This window comes from Pseudomonas sp. A-R-19 (assembly GCF_019956575.1).
Classification (GTDB): Bacteria; Pseudomonadota; Gammaproteobacteria; order Pseudomonadales; family Pseudomonadaceae; genus Aquipseudomonas.
Genome location: NZ_JAHBDR010000082.1, coordinates 195708 through 214803 on the forward strand (window position 1 = coordinate 195708; position 19096 = coordinate 214803).

Here is a 19096-nt window from a genome sequence, read left to right on the forward strand (position 1 = left end):
GAGCATGCGATCAAAATTATTCATCACGGGCCGTGGCCTCCGCGCTAGTAGGGCTGGCGTATTCGGCTTTCAGGTGGCCGTTCTGGTCGAGCAACCAGGCGTCCATGATCTGACGCACCACTGGCGCGGCGACGCCGGAGCCGGACTCACCGTTCTCGACCATCACCGACACCACGATCTGCGGATCGTCAGCCGGGGCGAAGCCCACGAACAAGGCATGGTCGCGATGGCGCTCCTGAACCTTGGAGCGGTCGTACTTCTCGCCCTGCTTGATCGCGACCACCTGGGCCGTACCACTCTTGCCGGCGATGCGGTACTGCGCACCGATCGCAGCCTTGCGTGCCGTACCGCGGGCGCCGTGCATCACCTGCTGCATGCCGTGGTTGACCTTGGTCCAGTCAGATGGATCACGCAGGATGATGTCCGGCATCGGGTTCTGATCCACCGGCTTCTCGCCTTCGATGGTCTTGGCCAGGTGCGGACGATTCCAGATGCCTTTGTTGGCCACCAGCGCCGTGGCCTGGGCCAGCTGCAGGGGGGTCGACTGCATGTAGCCCTGACCGATCCCGAGAATCAGCGTTTCGCCCGGGAACCATGCCTGGCGGCGGGTCGCTCGCTTCCATTCGCGGGTCGGCATCAGACCCGGGGACTCCTCGAACATGTCCAGGGAAACCTTCTGACCGATACCGAACTTGGACAGGTACGACGACAACCGATCGATCCCCAGCTTGTGGGCAAGGTCATAGAAGTAGGTGTCGTTGGAACGCATGATCGCCGTGTCGAGGTCGACAAAACCATCGCCGGTGCGGTTCCAGTTGCGGTACTTGTGATCGTAGTTGGGCAACATGTAGTAGCCCGGGTCGAACACCCGGGTCGAGGCCGTCACCACGCCCGAATCGAGGCCGGCAATCGCCACGGCAGGCTTGATGGTCGAGCCCGGCGGGTACAGACCGCGCAGCACGCGGTTGAACAGCGGCCGGTCGATGGAGTCGCGCAGCTCGGAATAGGCCTTGGAGCTGATGCCGGTGACGAACAGGTTCGGATCGAAGCTCGGCTGACTGACCATCGCCAGCACCTCGCCGGTTTTCGGGTTCAGGGCCACCACCGCGCCACGACGACCGCCGAGCGCGGCTTCGGCGGCTTCCTGCAATTTGATGTCGAGGCTCAGGACAATGTCTTTGCCGGAAACCGGTTCGGTGCGTTTGAGCACCCGCAATACACGGCCCCGAGCGTTGGTCTCGACCTCCTCGTAACCCACCTGGCCATGCAGCTCCGGCTCATAGAAACGCTCGATGCCGGTTTTGCCGATCTGATGGGTGCCGCTATAACTGACCGGGTCCAGAGACTTCAGCTCTTTCTCGTTGATCCGCCCCATGTAGCCCACCGAGTGCGCAAAATGCGCGCCCTGGGGATAGTGACGAACCAGTTGCGCGACCACTTCCACGCCCGGCAGGCGGAACTGGTTCACGGCGATGCGGGCGATCTGCTCTTCAGTCAGCTCGAACAGGATCGGCACCGGCTCGAACGGCCGACGCCCCTGACGCATGCGTTTTTCGAAGATCACCCGGTCCTCGGGCGTCAGCTCCAGGACTTCGACGATCACATCGAGCACTTGCTGCCAATCGCCAGAGCGTTCGCGGGTCATGCTCAGACTGAAGCTGGGCCGGTTATCGGCAATCACCACGCCGTTGCGGTCGAAAATCAGGCCACGGGTCGGTGGAATCGGCTGCACATGGACACGGTTGTTTTCCGACAGGGTCGAGTGATACTCGTACTGGATTACCTGCAGGAAATACAGGCGCGCGATCAGCACGCCAATCAGCGCCACCACTGCAATAGCCCCGAACACGACGCGGCCACGCACCAGACGGGCGTCTTTTTCGTGGTCCTTGATGCGGATCGGTTGGGACATGAGGGCAGAGCTACTTGTGGTATGGGTGACCGGACAACACGGTCCAGGCACGGTACAACTGTTCGCCGATCAGAATCCGCACCAGCGGGTGCGGCAAGGTCAGCGGCGACAACGACCAGCGCTGGTCAGCCCGGGCACAGACTTCCGGCGCCAGCCCTTCGGGGCCGCCGACCATGAAGTTGACCGTACGCGAGTCCAGCCGCCAGCGATCGAGCTCGACCGCCAGTTGCTCGGTGCTCCAGGGCTTGCCATGGACTTCGAGAGTGACAATCCGCTCATTCGGCCCGACCTTTGCCAGCATGGCTTCGCCTTCCTGACGGATGAAGCGGGCCACGTCGGCGTTCTTGCCACGGGTATTGAGCGGTATTTCCACCAGTTCCAGCGCCAGCTCGGACGGAAGACGCTTGGCATATTCATGCCAGCCTTCTTCCACCCATTTGGGCATGCGTGAACCGACGGCGATCAGTCGCAGTCGCACAGCGGTCCCTTATTCCTGGTCTTTGTTGAGCTTGTTGAAGTGCTCGTGACCAACTTCAGGGCTGTGGTGCTTGCCATCGGCCGCACGGCTCTGCTCGGCACCTTTCCACAGGCGCTCCAGGTCGTAGAACTGACGGGCGTTGGAGGTCATCATGTGGACGATCACGTCGTCCATGTCCAGCAGCACCCAGTCGCTATCGCCCTTGCCTTCTTCACCCAGTGGCTTGATGCCCAGGGCTTTGACCGCTTCGCGGACCTTGTCCAGCATCGCGCCGATCTGGCGGTTGGAGGTACCGGTGGCGATGATCATGTAGTCAGTGATGCTCTGCTTGTCGCGAACATCGATCACCAGCACGTCCTGGGCCTTGACGTCTTCCAGGGCGGCTACGGCGATCTTGACCAGCTCGTCGCCTTTAGGCGGCTCGGCAGCGAGGACTTTCTCAGGCAGCGGAGCGCTCTTGAACGTGCCTTTGCGTTTTACTTTGGTTTCGTTGTTGCTCGTCATATAAAACTCGTTTTGCTCGTATGTTCGGGGCTTCGATACACGTTGTTGCCACGTGCCTTGAAGCACTCCTATTCAGTTCGACGCACGGTAGAGACCGTGCGCATCGATGTAGGCCAGGACCGCGTCGGGCACCAGGAAACGTACCGACTTACCGCTGGCCAGCAGTTGACGGATCTGGGTGGCGGATACCGCGAGCGGTGTCTGCCAGACGAATGCAATCTGTCCGCTCGGCCCTTTGAGGGCCAGCGGGTCGCTCACCGAGCGCGCTGCCAGCAGGTTGCGCAAGGCATCCGGCGGTTCGCTGTCGGCATCCGGGCGTTGCAACACCAGGATATGGCAATGCTGGAGCAACTCTTCCCAGCGGTGCCAAGTGGGCAGGCCGCAAAAAGCGTCCCAGCCCAAAAGCAGAAAAACCTGGTCGGATACGGCCAGTTCGGCGCGCATCAGTTCCAGGGTATCAATGGTGTAGGACGGCTTGTCCCGCTGCAATTCGCGGGCGTCCACCACCAACGGCGCCACACCGGCCACCGCGCACTCGACCATCGCCAGACGGTCTTTTGCCGACACCTGCGGCTTGTCCCGATGAGGCGGCCTGGCACTGGGTGTCAGTCGCAGCTCATCGAGCGCCAATGTTTCAGCGACCTCCAGCGCACCGCGCAAATGGCCGATGTGCACCGGGTCGAACGTTCCGCCCAGCACGCCAATCCGGCGAGGGGCTGGCTCGCTGACGGTGACCGGGGCTGACGGGTTGAAGTCGCCCAAGTCAGGCCGGCTCCTGTCCGCGCAACTGCCCGTCACCGACCACGATGTACTTCTCGCAGGTCAGTCCTTCGAGGCCCACCGGGCCGCGGGCGTGCAGCTTATCAGTAGAAATGCCGATCTCGGCACCCAATCCGTATTCGAAGCCATCGGCGAAGCATGTCGGGGTATTGATCATCACCGACGAGGAGTCGACTTCAGCCACGAAACGCCGGGTGTCGCCCTGGTGTTCGCTGACAATCGAATCGGTGTGATGGGAACCGTAGTGATTGATGTGCTCGATGGCCTGCTCCAGCCCGTCGACCACGCGGATCGACAGGATTGGCGCCAGGTATTCGGTGCTCCAGTCTTCTTCAGTGGCGACCACGGCATCGATGATTGCCCGGGTACGCTCGCAACCGCGCAGTTCGACGCCTTTTTCGCGGAACTGTGCCGCCATCGCTGGCAGGAAATCTTTGGCAACGGTGTGATCCACCAGCAGCGTTTCCATGGCACCGCAGATGCCATAACGGTAAGTCTTGGCGTTGAAGGCAATGCGCTGGGCCTTGGCCAGCTCGGCGTGTTCACTCACGTAAACGTGGCAAATGCCGTCCAGGTGCTTGATCACCGGTACCCGGGCATCACGACTGACGCGTTCGATCAGGCCACGGCCGCCGCGCGGCACGATGACATCGACATATTCAGGCATGGTGATCAGCGCGCCGACGGCCGCGCGATCGGTGGTTTCAACCACTTGCACCACGGCGGCCGGCAGATCGGCCTCGGCCAGGCCGCGCTGGATGCAGGCGGCGATGGCACGATTGGAGTGAATAGCCTCGGAACCGCCACGCAGGATGGTCGCGTTACCGGACTTCAGGCACAGGCTCGCGGCATCAATGGTCACGTTCGGCCGCGACTCGTAGATGATTCCGATCACGCCCAGCGGCACGCGCATCTTGCCGACCTGAATACCCGACGGACGGAAACTCATGTCACGGATCGCGCCGACCGGGTCCGGCAAGGCCGCCACCTGACGCAGACCGACGATCATGCCGTCGATACGCGCCGGAGTCAGTGCCAGGCGCTCAAGCAGGGCAGGCTCAAGACCATTGGCGCGACCTGCGGCCAAGTCCAGTTCATTGGCCGCCGTCAGCTCGGCGCGGGCAGCGTCAAGCGCATTGGCGGCGGCGTGCAGGGCGCGGTTTTTCTGCGCGGTGCTGGCACGGCCGATGACGCGGGAAGCTTCGCGGGCAGCGCGACCCAAGCGGGTCATGTAGTCAAGAACGGACTCAGTCATGGTCTGGAGTGATCTTTGCTAAGGTCTTGGTAAAGAGTAAAGCGGCAGATTATAGCTGTCGCGTCCCGGGACTAACAGCGGTGACGGGCGGATGGTCGAAATGGAGGGGTATTTGCTGATGTTCAGCCGGGATTAAGCTGCAAATTGTTATCATCACGGCTTATTCAGCCCTGATAAACGCCGATCATCATGTCCAATCTGACTGTTCGAGCGTCCGCTACGAGCCTGCCCACGGGCCTCCCGGACGGTTTTTTCGACCGTGACGCGCAAATTCTGGCCCGGGATTTACTCGGCAAAGTCATCCGCCATCGAGTTGGCGACCTGTGGCTGAGTGCGCGGATCATCGAGACCGAAGCCTATTACTGCGCGGAAAAAGGCAGCCACGCGTCCCTCGGCTACACAGAAAAACGTAAGGCTTTGTTTCTGGATGGCGGCCACATCTATATGTATTACGCCCGCGGTGGCGACTCCCTTAATTTCAGCGCCCAAGGGCCCGGCAACGCCGTACTGATCAAGTCTGCGTACCCGTGGATCGATGAATTGAGCGGGCCGGCCAGCCTGGCACAGATGCTTTTGAACAATCCCGATGCCCAGGGCCACCCTCGCCCGTCACAAAAACTCTGCGCCGGGCAAACCCTGCTGTGCAAGGCGCTGGGCCTGAAAGTGCCGGTGTGGGACGCCAAACGCTTCGATCATGAAGCTCTGTTGGTGGAGCACGTCGGCCAGACACCCGCGCACATCATCCAGACTACCCGCCTGGGCATCCCCCACGGGCGCGATGAACACCTGATGTACCGCTTCGTCGACGGCGCCTACGCTGCTTACTGCACGCGCAATCCGCTGCGTCGCGGGCAAGTCGAAGGTCGCGATTATTTTGTGCTGTCCTGAAATTGACTCAGACTTGAGCAAACAGCATTTCCCTGTGGGAGCGGGCTTGCCCGCGAAGGCGGAGTATCAGTCGACGTCGATATCGACTGAAAGAGCCTGTTCGCGGGCAAGCCCGCTCCCACAGGGGGCAGTGGCGCATTCGAAGTTGCACTAATCCCCTGGAAGCAATTGAACATTTGATGGAGTGGTTTATATGGGCCAATGGCTCGATAGCGTGACCGGCTGGTTGACGGTCAACCCGCAATGGCTCGCGGCGGCAATATTTCTGGTGGCCTTTGTGGAATGCCTCGCGATTGCCGGGCTGATCGTCCCCGGCACGGTTTTGCTGTTTACAGTTGCGGTATTGGCCGGCAGCGGTGCGTTGCCGCTTAGTGAAACCTTGCTGCTGGGTTTCCTCGCTGGCGTGTTGGGCGACGTGGTTTCGTATTTCCTTGGACGGCACTTTCATCAGAATATCCGGCGCTTGCCCGGTTTGCGTCATCACCCGGAATGGATTGCCGGGGCCGAGGCCTACTTCCAGCGCTATGGCATCGCCAGCCTGCTGGTCGGGCGTTTTATCGGGCCATTGCGACCGATGCTACCGATGGTCGCGGGCATGTGCGACATGCCCTTCCCACGCTTCATCGCCGTCAGCCTGCTGGCCGGTGCAGGATGGTCGGTGGCCTACCTGTTGCCCGGCTGGGCTACCGGCGCAGCGATTCGCCTGCCGCTACCCGAAGGTTTCTGGCCTCAGGCAGGAATCGTTGCTGGCGGCATTGCCGTGATGGTCGGGCTGAGTGCAACCAGTAGCCTGCGCCAGCATCGCCGGGCTACCTCGATAATCGCCGGCATGAGCTTTCTCCTTCTGGCTGGGCTGTTCATCGGCTATCCGTACCTGAGTGCCCTTGATCAAGGCTTGATGACTCTGGTGCAGGAACATCGCAGCCCGATGCTCGATGAGGTGGCGGTAGTCTTCACGCTGATCGGCGAATTCCACAACATGCTGTTGTTCAGCACGCTACTGACCGGCTTGCTGTTGCTGATGCGTCAATGGCGCCCGGCGATTTTCGCCGGGAGCACCCTGCTCTTCACCGCATTGGCGAACACCGCGACCAAACAGTTCTTTGCCCGCGTGCGCCCCGAAGTGCTGAGCGATCCGCTGACCAGCTACAGCATGCCCAGCGGCCATGCGTCGGGCTCTTTTGCGCTGTTCCTGACTCTCGCCGTACTGGCGGGCCGCGGACAGCCGCCGCGGATGCGCCTGACCTGGCTATTGGTGGGCTGCCTGCCAGCGATGGCTATTGCGCTGTCGCGGGTATACCTCGGCGCGCATTGGCCGACCGATGTCATGGCCGGCGCGATGCTGGCGGCATGCGTCTGTGCAGCCAGCCTGTGGCTGATCCAGCACAAGGAACCGCTCAACGCCTTGCCACCCAAGGTCTGGTGGCTGGTGTTGCCGGCGTTGCTGGCATTGTTCGGTTTCTTCGTACTGCGGCATTTACCGCATACGATGTTGCGGTATGCCTATTAAAAGAGTTTTGCGCCAAACTCAAATCGCCAAAAAGAACAATCCCGATCGAACCGACCGGGATTATTTTTACTAGCAGCACTTTATCTTCAATATAGAAAACATACTACGAACACAGGACAACCAGTGATTATTTTAAATCCGGGAGATTGTCACGAGCTTCGGCACTGCGCTCTTCAAGATATTTATCCAGACGCCCGTAATATTGCTGAAATACGGTAGCGAGCTCACTGTCCACCTTATCCCGAACTTCAACATACTTAACAGCTGGATTGCGCACAAGCAACTCATCGGCGATTTGACGCCAAACTACGGTCTGAATAAAAAAATATTCTTCCCTTTGCGAGGTGTGAATCACATCAATAAAATCAACATTCATCATTAAAACTCTCCTTGTTATGTCGACCCAGAAATCTTGGCCGCAAGGAAAACTTAAATAAAATAGCGCGCCATTACAAGCGTTCTAATTTTTGAAATTAGAACAAAATAATCAAGCAAGCAACTCACCCTGCAACTCATCCAGCAACGCCTGAATCGCATCCAGTCGCTTCTTGTTCATGTCGACAAAAGACAGCATGTACATCACCTGATTGGGTAGTGACTGTTCGCCGTATGGACGACCGTGAATAACCGCCACGGATGCACCTGACCTGCTGGCAAGCTGTTTGCCGGCTATGACGCTAACCTTTTCGCGGGTGTACCTCGGCGCGCCTTGACAACTCATATCAAGCCTTAGTTGCCGAACGGGAATTTTGGTAAATCCGAGTCTTCAACACCACGATACTTCACAACGGCCGTATCGGCTTGTTTTGCAACCTGGCCAGCGACGACGACATAATCTTCAAACTTCCAACGAACCTCCGCAGAAAACTTGATCATCGCCTCTCCCGCATAATCATCCCAGAGCCGTTGCTCAAAATTGTCGCGACCGCCATTCAAACCCGAGCGTCGCACCAGGATCAATGCATTCGCCGCATTGACCGCCGAGTCCGCCGCGAACTCTACTTCGACCTGCGGGGCGTTTGCGAAAACATACCGAACCATGATCCGGGAAAAGCAAAAGTCCCACAACGTACGTTCATTGCCGCTTAAATATCTCATAATTCAATCCCTTATATATGCAATACCTGCCTCATGCAGGCGCAGCAAATATAAGCACCTAAACTCTACCAATCAACACATACAACCCACCTAACTTATTAAAAATCAATGCAAAGCCCCACCCAGCAAGCTGAACACTACAAAAACAAACAACTCCATAAAACTGAAAACCAACTAAACAACAACACTCAACCGAGTAATCGGCGGCTGGCCATTACTAATCAAGCAAACAACTCGCCCTGCAACTCATCCAGCAACGCCTGAATCGCATCCAGTCGTTGCTGCGGATCATCGAGTTGCAAAAGATCGACCTTGTCCAGTTCGGCAAAAGGCAGCAGGTACGCCAACTGATTTGCCAGCGACTGCTGACCGGTCGCTTCAGTACCCATGTTCAAGGCTTCGACCATCGGGTGCTCCGCCAGGGCCTTGAGCAATGCGACCAGGTCGGCGTCCTCATCCTGCAGTGGCTGTTCCGGTTCGTCTTCCAGCCACTCGACCTCGGCGACGGTCAACTGATCGCGCTGAACTTCCGTTCGTAATACATGGAAACGCCGCCCACCCTGAACCCGAATCCCCAGCAGGCCGTTGTCCTGCTGTTTGAAATCGGTAATCAGCGCTTCACAGCCCACCAGCGCGTAGCCGGCCGGGGCGATCCCGACTTCTTCGCCGTCGAGGATGCACACCACGCCGAAACCGCCGCCCTGTTTCATGCAGCGGCCGATCATGTCCAGATAGCGCGCTTCGAAGATCTGCAAATCGAGGATGCAACCTGGGAACAGCACTGTGTTCAACGGAAAAAGCGGCAGACTCATAGACATTTCCTTACACCACCATCGATACCGCCAGCGGCAGGAAAACCGCCGTGGCCACACCCATCAGGCTCATCGCCAGCGCCGCGAAGGCGCCGCACTCGTCACTTTCCTGCAACGCCACCGACGTGCCAACCGCATGGGCCGTCATGCCCAGTGCCATGCCCCGGGCTTCCGGACTATGCACGCCGAGGCGGGTCAACAGGGCCGGACCGAAAATCGCCCCGATCACGCCAGTAATCAGAACGAACACCGCCGCCAGTGCCGCGACCCCGCCGATCTGCTCGGCCACCAGCATGGCGATCGGCGAAGTTACCGACTTCGGTGCCATGGTCATCAGAATCATGTGCTCGGCACCGAATGACCAGCCCAGCAACACGCCCATCCCCGTGGCCACGACCCCACCTATCACCAGCGTAGTAAATATCGGCCAGAACAACTGCCGAATCCGTCGCAGGTTGAGATAGAGCGGCACCGCCAGGGCGACCGTGGCCGGACCGAGCAGGATACTCAGGATCTCGGTGCTCTTGCGGTACTCGGCGTAGGTCAGGCCGCAGCCCACCAGCACGCCGATCACCAGCATCATGGAGACCAGCACCGGCTGCAAAAAGATCCAGCGGGTTTTCTCGAACGCCGCAAGGACGAGTTGATAGGCGCCGAGGGTAATGCCTATGCCGAACAACGGATGATGAATCACCGACGCCCAGGCGCCGTGCCAGTCGAAGATCATTGGTTATCCTCGGAGTGAGCGTGACGCTTGACCATGCGCTGCATCAGCACCCCGGCGAAGGCCATCGAAAGCAACAGCGACAATACCAGCGCACCGACAATCGCCCAGAAATCCGCCGCGATGTCAGCGGCATAGACCATCACGCCCACGGCTGGCGGCACCAGCAACAGTGGCAGGTAGCGCAATAGGCTGCTGGCCGCCAGGTTCAGCGGCTCGCCAACCTGCCCGCGGCAGATGAGGTACACCAGCAGCAGTAGCAACCCCACAATCGGCCCCGGCAGCACCGGCAAGAACAAATGATTGATTGCAGTGCCGAGCAATTGGAACAGCACCAGCCAAGTCAGGCCCCGTAACAACATAAAAGATCTCCTGCAAAATCCGTCACCCGCATTGGCGGGGCATTATAAGCATGCTCACGCTATAGACCGGCATTCGCCAAAAGCATGGTCAGTTGACCTGGGCGTTTGGCCATGTTGATCTAAAGTGGTAAGCCGGGAGGTTGAATCCCCGCAAGCCAAAACTATAAAACCGATGAACCCAAGGAGAGTCTCAATGCCCTATGTTCCAGTTGCAGAGCTCAAAGATTATGTCGGCAAGGAACTTGGACGTTCCGAATGGCTCACCATCGATCAGGACCGCATCAACCTGTTCGCCGAAGCCACAGGGGATTTTCAGTTCATCCACGTCGATCCGGTCAAGGCCGCGCAAACGCCATTTGGCAGTACCATCGCTCACGGTTTTCTTTCGTTATCGCTGATTCCGAAACTGATGGAAGACATCCTCGTCATGCCTGAAGGCTTGAAGATGGTGGTCAACTACGGCCTCGACAGCGTGCGCTTCATCCAGCCGGTCAAGGTCAATTCGCGGGTGCGACTGAAGGTCGACCTGACCGAAGTCATCGAGAAGAAACCCGGCCAATGGCTGCTCAAGGCCACCACCACCCTGGAAATCGAAGGTTCGGACAAACCGGCGTACATCGCCGAACCCCTGTCCCTGTGCTTCGTGTAAACCGTCCCGGATGCGAAGCAGCTCCTGCTGTTTCGCGACCTCTCGCGGTACCTCGCCCTATATAAGGACACATAGCTGCGGCATACTCCCTCGCCTAATTGCCCGGAATCCGCTATGCGCCCACTTGCACTCCTTGCCTTGACCCTGATGCTCACCGCTTGCGGCGACGGCGAATCGCCTTTGCCCCCCGACGCCCGCTTGCCGGACGGCGGACGCTATCGCGGTGATCTGGTCAATGGCTTGCTGCAAGGCAAGGGGCGCATCGACTACCCGAACGGCAGCTGGTACGCCGGCGAGTTCGACAAAGGCCAGTGGCAGGGCCAGGGCGAGTGGCATGGCAGCAATGGCGAAGTCTATCGCGGGCAGTTCAATCAGGGACTGTTCGAAGGCCAGGGGGCGCTGACCACCAACGCCAGCAGCTACAGCGGTGGCTTCAAGGCTGGCCGGCGCAACGGCGAAGGAACACTCAAAGAAAGCGGCATGAGCTATCGCGGCGAGTTCAAGGCTGATCAATACGCCGGCCTGGGCCGCCTCGAACTCGAAGACGGCAGCTCCTATCAGGGCCAGTTCGCTCACGGCAAACCCAATGGCGAAGGCCAGCGCGGCGACGGCAACGGCAATCAGTTCACCGGGCACTTCGTCGACGGCCAGCTGGAGGGCAACGGCACGTTCAACAGCGCCGAAGGCGACATCTATGTCGGCAGCTTCAAGAACAACCAACTGCACGGCAAAGGCCGCTACGAAAACGCGGACGGCGATGTCTGGCTGGGCCAGTTCAAGGAAGGTTCGCTGAACGGCAAGGGCGAGCTGATCGGCACCGACGGCAGCCACTACATCGGCCAGTTCAACGACTGGCGCTTTTCCGGCCAGGGCCGACTGAACCTCGCCGACGGCAGCTTCTACACCGGCCAGTTCGACAACGACAGTTACCAGGGGCGCGGCACGTTGGTGTTGACCGACGGCACCGTGCTCAGCGGCACCTGGATCAACGGCCAGCGCGTGCGCGACGCCGAGGGCAAATTGTTGCCAGACACATTGGAGCTCGGCCTGTTGGCACAGGGGCGCCTGCTCGATGCAGCACTGAGCAACATTCCGCCCTCGACCCCGGCGGTGGAGCTGTATTCGTTGACCCTGGGCGGTGATGGCAAGCAAAGCGTTTTTCTGCGCGAGTCGGACTACGTCGCCAATATGCTCTCCACCCGTTTCGGCGCCTTTGGCCAAATCCGCCTGGTGAACCATCGTGACCACCTCGCCGACCGCCCAATGGCTACCCGGGAAAACCTGCGACGTGCCGCCCTGACGCTGGCCGAACGCAGCGGTCCGGAAGACCTGATCTTCATCTACCTGACCAGTCATGGCACCAGTGAACATGAGCTGGTGCTGGACCAGCCGCGCATGGAACTGGCTGATCTGCCAGCCGACGAGTTGGCCGCTGTCCTTGCCCCGCTGAAAAACCGCGACAAGGTCATCGTGATTTCGTCTTGCTACTCCGGCGGCTTCATCCCCGCCCTCAAGGACGAGCGAACCCTGATCATGACGGCCTCGCGGGCCGACCGGGTGTCCTTCGGCTGCTCGGAGGAAGCCAACTTCACCTACTTCGGCGACGCCCTGTTCGTCCAGGCCCTGAACCAGACCGATGATCTGGAGCAGGCCTTCAAACTGGCCAAGGCCACTGTCGCCGAGCGTGAGCTGGCGGATGGTTTCGAAGCGTCCGAGCCTCAGATCTGGGCACCGAAAACCGTCCTCTCGCATTGGCAACTACTGCGTAAACAACAGGCACGAAAAGCACTGCAAAGTGCATCTATGCAAAGCAAGGATGCAAACAGCAACTAAGCTGAACAGTATCAAGGGAGAAACACTATGTACTTGACGCCTCAGCATGTGCTGCTCGCCGGAGCCACCGGTTTGACGGGTGAACATCTGCTTGATCGCCTACTTAACGAGCCAACGATTACCCGGGTATTGGCCCCTTCACGCCGTCCACTGGCCGAGCATCCGCACTTGGAAAACCCGGTCGGTGACCCGAAGGCGTTCCTGCCACAACTGAACGGGCGGGTCGATATCGCCTATTGCTGCCTTGGCACCACGATCAAGCAGGCAGGCTCCGAACAGGCGTTTCGCGCGGTGGACCTGGACATGGTGGTGGCATTCGCCAAACGTGCCCGGGAAATGGGCGCACGGCATTTGATCGTGATCAGTGCCTTGGGAGCCGATCGTAGATCGTCGATTTTCTACAACCGGGTCAAAGGCGAGATGGAGCACGCCTTGCGCGCGCAGGACTGGCCGCAGCTGACCATCTGCCGGCCTTCGCTGTTGCTGGGCGAACGCACCGAACCGCGACTGGGCGAGAAAGTCGCCGGGCCGTTGTCTCGGCTGATCCCTGGCAAATACCATGGTATCGAGGCCTGCCAACTGGCTCGCGCGATGTGGCGCCTGGCGCTGGAAGAGCAGGACGGGGTCAGGATTGTCGAGTCGGATGAGTTGCGCAAACTCGGCAAGTAATCCGCGGACCTGTGGCGAGGGGGCTTGCCCCCGTTGGGCTGCGAAGCGGCCCCAAAACCAGTCAACTCGATTTATCTGTTGCTCCGCGTGCACAGAATTTACGACTGCTTCGCAGCCGAACGGGGGCAAGCCCCCTCGCCACAACGCTCTCTTACAACCCACCCGTAGCCTGAAAACTCACCCCTATCACCGTCAACAACGACAACGGTAACAACAGCGTGTCGAGCAACGCACTCGCCGGCAGATCGATGCCCGGATAGCCCGGCGCTTCGGCGCCGAATCGGTCCATCGCACAGCACCCACCGTTCATCGCGTACAAATCCAGGCGAGTCCCCGAGTACACCACCGGAGCGCCCGGCTTGGCCGCATCGAGGGTGCGCGCCGTGGCGCATCCGCCCAATTGCAGCGCCAGCACCACCACCAGCAGCTTATTCATCGCTGGTCAGATGATGCTCGCCCCAACGCGGCAGCATGTCCTGAGGAATATTCAGCAGGTTGAGAATCCGCGCGACGACAAAGTCGATCAGGTCGTCGATGGTTTGCGGCTGATGATAAAAGCCCGGTGATGCCGGCAGGATGGTCACGCCCATGTTCGACAACTTGAGCATGTGTTCCAGGTGAATGCTCGAATACGGCGCCTCGCGGGGCACCAGAATCAGCTGGCGACGCTCTTTGAGCGTCACGTCGGCGGCACGCTCGATCAGGTTGTTGCAGGCACCGGTAGCGATGGCCGACAAGGTGCCAGTGGAGCACGGCACCACCACCATCGCCGCTGGCGCGCCGGAGCCAGAGGCCACCGGCGACATCCAGTCTTCCCTGCCGTACACCCGAATCTGCCCGGCGGCAGCGCCCGTGTATTCGGTGAGAAAGGCCTGCATCATCTGCGGTTTGGACGGCAGCGTAACGTCCGTTTCGGTCGCCATTACCAACTGCGCGGCCCTGGAGATCAGGAAGTGCACTTCACGATCTTCCCGCACCAGGCAGTCGAGCAGGCGCAAACCGTACTGGGCGCCTGAAGCGCCGGTCATCGCCAGGGTAATGCGCTCCGGGCCGTTGTTCATTTGAGCGCCTCGGCCAGTTTGCCGTGCAGGCCGCCGAAGCCGCCATTGCTCATGATCACCACGTGAGTACCGGGCTGGGCCTGGCTCTTCACGCGCTCGATGATGCCCTCAAGGGAATCGCTGACAATCGACGGCACAGTGCACAGCGCCGCAGTACCCGCCAGGTCCCAGCCGAGGTTGGCGGGTGCGTACCAGATCACCTGATCGGCATCGACCACGCTTTCCGGCAATCCATCGCGGTGCGCGCCGAGCTTCATGGAGTTGGAGCGCGGCTCGATGATTGCGATCAACGGTGCATCGCCAATGCGTTTGCGCAGGCCATCCAGCGTGGTGGCAATGGCGGTCGGGTGGTGAGCGAAGTCGTCATAAATGGTGATGCCACGGACTTCCGCGACTTTTTCCATCCGGCGCTTCACGCTTTTGAAAGCACTCAACGCGGCGATGCCCATGGATGGCACCACACCGACATGGCGTGCGGCTGCCAGGGTAGCCAGGGCGTTGGCGACGTTGTGCTGGCCAGTCATGTCCCACTCGACCACGCCCTGGGCGATGCCCTCGAACATCACTTCGAACTTGGAGCCATCTTCGCTGAGCAGCTTGACCTGCCACTGACCGCCGGCACCGGTGGTTTGCACCGGAGTCCAGCAACCCATTTCGATGACGCGCTGCAAGGCCGGCTCAGTGGTTGGATGAATCACCAGGCCTTCGCTCGGGATAGTCCGCACCAGATGGTGGAACTGCCGCTCGATGGCCGGCAGGTCCGGGAAGATGTCCGCGTGATCGAATTCGAGATTGTTCAGAATTGCCGTGCGCGGGCGGTAATGTACGAACTTGGAGCGCTTGTCGAAGAACGCACTGTCGTACTCGTCGGCTTCGATGACGAAGAACGGCGTATCGCCCAGGCGCGCCGACACCGAAAAATTTTGCGGCACGCCGCCGATCAGGAAGCCCGGGGCCATGCCCGCGTGTTCCAGGACCCAAGCCAGCATGCTGCTGGTGGTGGTCTTGCCGTGCGTACCTGCAACCGCCAGTACCCAGCGACCTTGCAGCACGTGATCCGCCAGCCATTGCGGGCCGGAGACGTACGGCAAGCCTTTGTTCAGCACGTATTCCACCGCCGGGTTGCCCCGGGACATGGCGTTGCCGATCACCACCAGATCAGGGGCCGGATCGAGTTGCGCCGGGTCATAGCCTTGTGTCAGCTCGATGCCCTGGGCTTGCAGTTGAGTGCTCATCGGCGGATAGACGTTGGCATCGGAGCCCGTCACGTGATGGCCCAGTTCTTTGGCCAGAACCGCCATTGACCCCATGAAAGTGCCGCAGATACCAAGAATATGAATGTGCATAGTCGACCTCGTAAAACTTGGTCGCAGGTTAGCTTAGGGAGGGGAAAATCGCACTCTTTAGCTGAGATTCGCCGTGGTCATTGTGGCGAGGGAGCTTGCTCCCGCTGGGCTGCCCAGCAGCCCCAAACCCTTGAGCCGCAGTCGTTCTGAACTGAGTCGGGGCAACTGACAGGCGACTGCTGCGCAGTCGAGCGGGAGCAAGCTCCCTCGCCACAAAGGCTTTTATCGGGCGATACCGTGTTTACGCAGCTTCCGATAGAGGGTATTTCGACTGACCCCCAACTGCTCCGCCGTATGCGTCATATGCCACCGCGTCTGCTCCAGCGCATTGAGCAACGCCAGCCGCTCGGCATCCTCCAGCGGATGCTCCGATGGCTCTTCGATAGGCGGCACCACTGCCGGCCTGACCGAACGAATCAGCGCCGGCAAATCCTCCAGGCCAATCCGCCCGTCCTCACACAGTGCTGCCAGCGTACGCAGCACATTTCGCAGTTGGCGCACGTTGCCCGGCCAGGCGAACCCCAATAAGGCCTCCCGCGCCGGTCCGTCGATCAGCACGGTTTCTGCGCCCGCCTCTTCGGCCAATAGAAAATCGAGCAACTGCGATTTATCACTGCGATCGCGCAAAGCCGGCAGCGCGACTTCCAGCCCGTTGAGGCGGTAATACAAATCTTCACGGAAGCTGCCGTCCTGCACGCGATCCAGCAAATTACGGTGAGTGGCGCTGATGATCCGCACATTCACCGATTCCGGCTCGCCACCAATCGGCACCACTTGCCGGTCTTCCAGCACCCTCAGCAAGCGCGTCTGCAAGGCCAGTGGCATGTCACCGATTTCATCGAGGAACAACGTCCCGCCGTCGGCCTGTTGCAACTTGCCACGCATGCCTTCCTTGCGTGCGCCGGTGAAGCTGCCACCGCGATAACCGAACAACTCGCTTTCGATCAGGCTTTCGGGAATGGCCGCGCAATTGAGGGCGACGAAGGCTTTTTCCGCCCGCTGGCTGGCGTGGTGCACCGCTTTGGCAAAGGCCTCCTTGCCGGACCCGGTTTCGCCGTTGATCAGCAACGGCACATCGCGCTCGTAGACACGCAAGGCCTTGCGAAAGTCCGCCTGCAACGTCACATCATCCAGGCAAATGCCCGACAGGCGCGGTGCTGGAGCAACCTTGGGAGCAGGCACCATCGGAATCGATAGTGGTCGCCGCGCCTCACCGCGCAACACCGCGAACAGCTTGCGGCCATCACGGGTGCGCAACGGCCAACTGGCCGCGGCATTGATGCTCGCCCGCCCCAGCAACTCATCGAGCGAGCAATCGAAAAACGCTTCCACCGGCTTACCCAGCAAGCCGCCGCGAATATGGCCCAGCAGGTTCAGCGCACTCTGATTGACCGCACAAATGCGCCCTTCTCCGTCGAACGCCAGCAACCCTTCGCTGAACAATCCAACGGACTCGGCCTGCAAGTGAAAACGCAGCAGCCATTGGTTGTCGAAGCAGCGCAGGAAGTAGCAACTCTCGATCATCTTCGCCGACAGATTGACCAGCGCCATGGTGTGGAACTGACTTTGCCGTGACACATCGCGCCGCGCCGACGACACGTCGAGCACCGCCAGCAATTCGCCATGGGGGTCGAAGACCGGGCTCGCCGAGCACGTCAGGCCGGTATGACGGCCACGGAAGTGTTCGTCCTGATGGATGGTCAGCGACTGACGCTCGACCAGGCAGGTGCCGATGCCGTTGGTGCCTTCGCAGGCCTCGCTCCAGTCGGCACCGAGCCAGAGCCCGGCGCGTTCGAAGATCTGCCGCTCGGCGGGCGCGGTGACGCAGTTGAGGATCACGCCGCGAGCGTCGGTCAGCAATACCGCATGGCCGGCGCCGGAGAGTTGCTGGTGCAGGCTGGTCATTTCATTGCCGGCGATGTGCAGCACTTGCTGCAAGCGTTCGCGGCTTTCGAGGACACGGCCATGTTCCAGCACCGTCGGCGCGATGCTCAGGGCCGGGTCGAGGTGATAGTCCTCAAGGCAGCGCAGCCAGGAGCGCGCGATGGACGGATCGCTGCCAGGGCCGTGCAGGTGGGCCTTGCCCTGAGTAACGGTCAGGACCTGCTGGGCATGGCGACTCAAATGGTTGTCGTGCATTTCTTATTATTCTCCCCGAGAGCAATGCCTCCCCCTTTTAAGGAATGGCACACACCTTGTGGCGAGGGAGCTTGCTACCGCTCGAGTGCGAAGCGCTCGCCAGAATCTTGGCCGGCAGACTTTTTGGGGCCGCTGCGCAGCCCAGTGGGAGCAAGCTCCCTCGCCACAAAGCAGCGTCCCGTCGCCGAGCATCCTCCAGCCTGGCCTGCATTGCAATGCCTGCAAGACTACTCAGTCACAGGCTGTGCCAGTAGCGGTACAAAGTGTCATGCCAGTTGTACCGAAAACGTCACAGGCGCACCCCATCCGTCCGACAAAAAATGCGCAAGGCCTTGATTTGCCTGAGCTGCAACGCACTGGCCCGGCCCTTGCTCTACGCTTAAAGCAAGCGCACATGCGCGACTCCCTATAAGCACAAAAGCAAGGAGAGACCACCATGCGTTACGCTCACCCCGGTACTGAAGGCGCTATCGTTTCGTTCAAAGCCAAATACGGTAACTACATCGGCGGCGAGTTCGTCGCGCCTGTCAAAGGTCAGTACTTCACCAATACCTCGCCAGTAAATGGCCAACCGATTGCCGAATTCCCCCGCTCCACGGCCGAAGACATCGACAAGGCCCTGGATGCTGCCCACGCCGCCGCCGACGCGTGGGGCGCCACCTCTGCGCAAGCCCGTTCGCTGGTGCTGTTGAAAATCGCCGACCGCATCGAGCAGAACCTCGAACTGCTGGCAATTACCGAATCCTGGGACAACGGCAAAGCCGTGCGTGAAACCCTCAACGCCGACATCCCGCTGGCCGCCGACCACTTCCGCTACTTCGCCGGCTGCATCCGCGCGCAAGAAGGCAGCGCTGCCGAGATCGACGGCAATACCGTGGCCTATCACATCCATGAACCACTGGGCGTAGTCGGGCAGATCATCCCGTGGAACTTCCCGATCCTGATGGCTGCCTGGAAACTCGCCCCGGCCCTGGCCGCCGGTAACTGCGTGGTGCTCAAGCCTGCCGAGCAAACCCCGCTGGGCATCACCGTGCTGGTCGAACTGATCGGCGACCTGCTGCCACCCGGCGTGCTGA

Annotated in this window: 20 protein-coding genes and 1 pseudogene; 6 read left to right on the plus strand and 15 right to left on the minus strand. The window is 60.3% G+C overall.

Features of this window, described 5'->3' with window-relative positions; all coding sequences use genetic code 11:
* Positions 1-16: 16 nt before the first annotated feature.
* From mrdA to KGA88_RS24110, 5 genes are all read right to left on the minus strand, one after another.
* Complete coding sequence (gene mrdA, locus KGA88_RS24090) at positions 17-1912, minus strand: penicillin-binding protein 2 (RefSeq protein WP_103396548.1); 1896 nt, start codon at positions 1910-1912, stop codon at positions 17-19.
* A 10-nt stretch (positions 1913-1922) separates the two neighbouring features.
* On the minus strand, positions 1923-2390 hold the full coding sequence (gene rlmH / locus KGA88_RS24095; protein WP_003185785.1) for a 23S rRNA (pseudouridine(1915)-N(3))-methyltransferase RlmH: 468 nt from the start codon (positions 2388-2390) through the stop codon (positions 1923-1925).
* Positions 2391-2399: 9 nt separating this feature from the next.
* The gene (gene rsfS, locus KGA88_RS24100; protein ID WP_110658309.1) at positions 2400-2894 is read right to left on the minus strand and encodes a ribosome silencing factor; all 495 of its coding nucleotides are present in this window, start codon (positions 2892-2894) and stop codon (positions 2400-2402) included.
* A 72-nt stretch (positions 2895-2966) separates the two neighbouring features.
* A complete protein-coding gene (nadD, locus tag KGA88_RS24105) occupies positions 2967-3656 on the minus strand; it encodes a nicotinate-nucleotide adenylyltransferase (RefSeq protein ID WP_223594693.1) in 690 nt (229 codons plus the stop codon).
* 1 nt (position 3657) lies between these two features.
* On the minus strand, positions 3658-4929 hold the full coding sequence (locus KGA88_RS24110) for a glutamate-5-semialdehyde dehydrogenase (protein WP_110658311.1): 1272 nt from the start codon (positions 4927-4929) through the stop codon (positions 3658-3660).
* A gap of 189 nt (positions 4930-5118) precedes the next feature.
* On the opposite strand from KGA88_RS24110, the gene KGA88_RS24115 reads away from it, so the two are divergent.
* Together KGA88_RS24115 and KGA88_RS24120 are read left to right on the plus strand one after the other, a co-directional pair.
* A complete protein-coding gene (locus KGA88_RS24115) occupies positions 5119-5817 on the plus strand; it encodes a DNA-3-methyladenine glycosylase (RefSeq protein WP_110658312.1) in 699 nt (232 codons plus the stop codon).
* Positions 5818-6010: 193 nt separating this feature from the next.
* Positions 6011-7327 (plus strand): bifunctional DedA family/phosphatase PAP2 family protein, encoded by a 1317-nt coding sequence (locus KGA88_RS24120; protein WP_223594695.1) that lies wholly within the window; start codon positions 6011-6013, stop codon positions 7325-7327.
* 127 nt (positions 7328-7454) lie between these two features.
* Here the strand turns inward: KGA88_RS24120 and KGA88_RS24125 are convergent, their stop codons facing one another.
* From KGA88_RS24125 to KGA88_RS24150, 6 genes and pseudogenes are all read right to left on the minus strand, one after another.
* Complete coding sequence (locus KGA88_RS24125; protein ID WP_110658314.1) at positions 7455-7706, minus strand: hypothetical protein; 252 nt, start codon at positions 7704-7706, stop codon at positions 7455-7457.
* Positions 7707-7814: 108 nt separating this feature from the next.
* Positions 7815-7934, minus strand: a pseudogene (locus KGA88_RS24130) (ATP-dependent protease); the annotation flags it as partial.
* Positions 7935-8056: 122 nt separating this feature from the next.
* Positions 8057-8425 carry a hypothetical protein gene (locus tag KGA88_RS24135; protein ID WP_110658315.1) on the minus strand — a complete coding sequence of 123 codons (369 nt, stop codon included), beginning with the start codon at positions 8423-8425 and terminating at the stop codon, positions 8057-8059.
* Between the two features lie 221 nt (positions 8426-8646).
* Complete coding sequence (locus tag KGA88_RS24140; RefSeq protein ID WP_223594697.1) at positions 8647-9237, minus strand: LON peptidase substrate-binding domain-containing protein; 591 nt, start codon at positions 9235-9237, stop codon at positions 8647-8649.
* Between the two features lie 10 nt (positions 9238-9247).
* Positions 9248-9964 (minus strand): LrgB family protein, encoded by a 717-nt coding sequence (locus KGA88_RS24145; protein ID WP_110658316.1) that lies wholly within the window; start codon positions 9962-9964, stop codon positions 9248-9250.
* Positions 9961-10323, minus strand: a complete 363-nt coding sequence (locus KGA88_RS24150; RefSeq protein WP_056728878.1) for a CidA/LrgA family protein — start codon at positions 10321-10323, stop codon at positions 9961-9963. Before KGA88_RS24150 ends, KGA88_RS24145 begins: the two co-directional genes overlap by 4 nt.
* Positions 10324-10516: 193 nt before the next feature.
* On the opposite strand from KGA88_RS24150, the gene KGA88_RS24155 reads away from it, so the two are divergent.
* The 3 genes from KGA88_RS24155 to KGA88_RS24165 all read left to right on the plus strand — a co-directional run bounded on the left by KGA88_RS24155 (position 10517) and on the right by KGA88_RS24165 (position 13474).
* On the plus strand, positions 10517-10972 hold the full coding sequence (locus tag KGA88_RS24155) for a MaoC family dehydratase (RefSeq protein ID WP_008001099.1): 456 nt from the start codon (positions 10517-10519) through the stop codon (positions 10970-10972).
* Between the two features lie 114 nt (positions 10973-11086).
* A complete protein-coding gene (locus KGA88_RS24160; protein ID WP_223594699.1) occupies positions 11087-12805 on the plus strand; it encodes a C13 family peptidase in 1719 nt (572 codons plus the stop codon).
* A gap of 27 nt (positions 12806-12832) precedes the next feature.
* Positions 12833-13474, plus strand: a complete 642-nt coding sequence (locus tag KGA88_RS24165; RefSeq protein WP_110658318.1) for an oxidoreductase — start codon at positions 12833-12835, stop codon at positions 13472-13474.
* Between the two features lie 151 nt (positions 13475-13625).
* Here KGA88_RS24165 and KGA88_RS24170 read toward each other — a convergent pair whose 3' ends face one another.
* The 4 genes from KGA88_RS24170 to KGA88_RS24185 form a co-directional block, all read right to left on the minus strand.
* A complete protein-coding gene (locus tag KGA88_RS24170; protein ID WP_223594701.1) occupies positions 13626-13910 on the minus strand; it encodes a YceK/YidQ family lipoprotein in 285 nt (94 codons plus the stop codon).
* Positions 13903-14535, minus strand: a complete 633-nt coding sequence (ubiX, locus tag KGA88_RS24175; RefSeq protein ID WP_110662694.1) for a flavin prenyltransferase UbiX — start codon at positions 14533-14535, stop codon at positions 13903-13905. Before ubiX ends, KGA88_RS24170 begins: the two co-directional genes overlap by 8 nt.
* A complete protein-coding gene (mpl, locus tag KGA88_RS24180; RefSeq protein WP_110662692.1) occupies positions 14532-15881 on the minus strand; it encodes a UDP-N-acetylmuramate:L-alanyl-gamma-D-glutamyl-meso-diaminopimelate ligase in 1350 nt (449 codons plus the stop codon). The genes ubiX and mpl overlap by 4 nt, the downstream gene beginning before the upstream one ends.
* A gap of 222 nt (positions 15882-16103) precedes the next feature.
* Positions 16104-18020 (minus strand): sigma-54-dependent Fis family transcriptional regulator, encoded by a 1917-nt coding sequence (locus tag KGA88_RS24185; protein WP_110662388.1) that lies wholly within the window; start codon positions 18018-18020, stop codon positions 16104-16106.
* 436 nt (positions 18021-18456) lie between these two features.
* On the opposite strand from KGA88_RS24185, the gene KGA88_RS24190 reads away from it, so the two are divergent.
* Positions 18457-19096, plus strand: a 640-nt coding sequence (locus tag KGA88_RS24190) for an aldehyde dehydrogenase family protein (RefSeq protein ID WP_223594703.1), incomplete at its 3' end; no start/stop codon positions are given.